Origin of the sequence: Murinocardiopsis flavida, from assembly GCF_003014485.1 — a bacterium.
Classification (GTDB): Bacteria; Actinomycetota; Actinomycetes; order Streptosporangiales; family Streptosporangiaceae; genus Murinocardiopsis; species Murinocardiopsis flavida.
This window is the reverse complement of record NZ_PYGA01000073.1, coordinates 1-1,268: the sequence shown is the minus strand read 5'-3', so window position 1 is coordinate 1,268 and position 1,268 is coordinate 1. Positions and strand designations below refer to the sequence as shown.

Sequence of the window (1,268 nt, the reverse complement as noted above, 5' to 3'; positions counted from 1 at the left end):
TGCGGGCCCGGCGGTGTTCCTTTTCCAGGTTGTGCGCCCGGCACAGCGGCTGGGCGTTGGAAAGGTCGGTGGTGCCGCCGTCCCACCAGGCCTGCTTGTGGTCGATCTGGCACCACCGGGCCGGCCGATCGCACCCCTGCTCCCACTGGCAGGTCGCATGCGCCGACAGCACCGCGATCCGCGCTTGCAGCGGGAAGATCCGCCGCGCCCGCCCCACATCCAGAGGTGCCCCGGTCAGCGGGTCGACCACGATGCGGCGCAGGATGCAGTCCTTGGCCAGAGCCCGCACCGCCGACAGCGGGTACACCGTGCCGTAGTCGCTGATGGCGGGAAAGATCCCCGGGACACCGCGCAGTGCCTCCAGTGGCACCGTGACCCGCACCTGGGCGGGCTGACCCCCCGTAGTGGGGAGCTGATCGCTGGTGCGCAGCGTGTGTTCGGCCATGTCCAGCAGCTGATCGAACAACCGCTGGCGGGGTCGGCGCTTGTCGCCCGGAGCGGGCGGGCCGCCGAAGGCCTCCAGCGCGGCCTGGAGCTGATCGGCCGAGACCTCATCGCCCCAGGCCTCCAGGTGGAACCCTGAATCGGGGGTCCGCACCAGGGTCGCACCCCGGGTGTCGTAGCGCTGGGCGTAGTCGCGCTCATGGGTCACCGGGTTCAGCGCGGCCCGCAGCCGTTTTCCGGCGATGGCGAGATCCGCGCACGTGGTGGAGTCCTGCACGGCCAGGCCGAGCAGGACCTGCTCGGCCTGGACCGCCAAGGCATCGGGGTCGGGCCATTCGGTGCGGTTGCGCTCTTCCACGGCTTTGGCCGTGTACCGGCTGATGTGTTCGACCTGACCCAGGCTGATGCGCCCCTCCGCATAGGCCGCCCGGGTCTCCTCGAGCGCCTGCGGGAGCTGCGCGGTGTGGGCATAGGTAGCGGCTTCGGCCCGGCCCATGGTGGCGGTGTGGGTGATCCAGTCGACCAGACGGGAGTATCCGGAGCCGTCAAGCCCGCCCGCGGCCTCGAACCCCGCCAGGTTCGCGCACAGGGCGTGCTTGACCTGTTCCAGGGCGGTGATGGTCGCGGCGATGTCCGCCCCGATCCCGAGGGCAGCCCCGGGCGGGATCTCGGCATCCGCGCACGCGGCCGCGTGCGCGGCGGCCGAGGCGAGGGTGCGGCGCACCCCGGCCAGCCCACCGGCCGAAGCCGGGGGAGGCGCCTGGGATCCTTCGCTTTCGAACATGTGTTCAGTATATGTTCTTCTTACAGGGATGACCAGGTAT

General features: G+C 70.9%; 1 protein-coding gene. It reads right to left on the bottom strand.

Features of this window, described 5'->3' with window-relative positions; translation table 11 throughout:
* The coding region (locus CLV63_RS33085; protein ID WP_106587181.1) for an HNH endonuclease signature motif containing protein at window positions 1–1,228 on the bottom strand (1,228 nt) is incomplete at its 3' end.
* Between the last annotated feature and the right edge of the window lie 40 nt (window positions 1,229–1,268).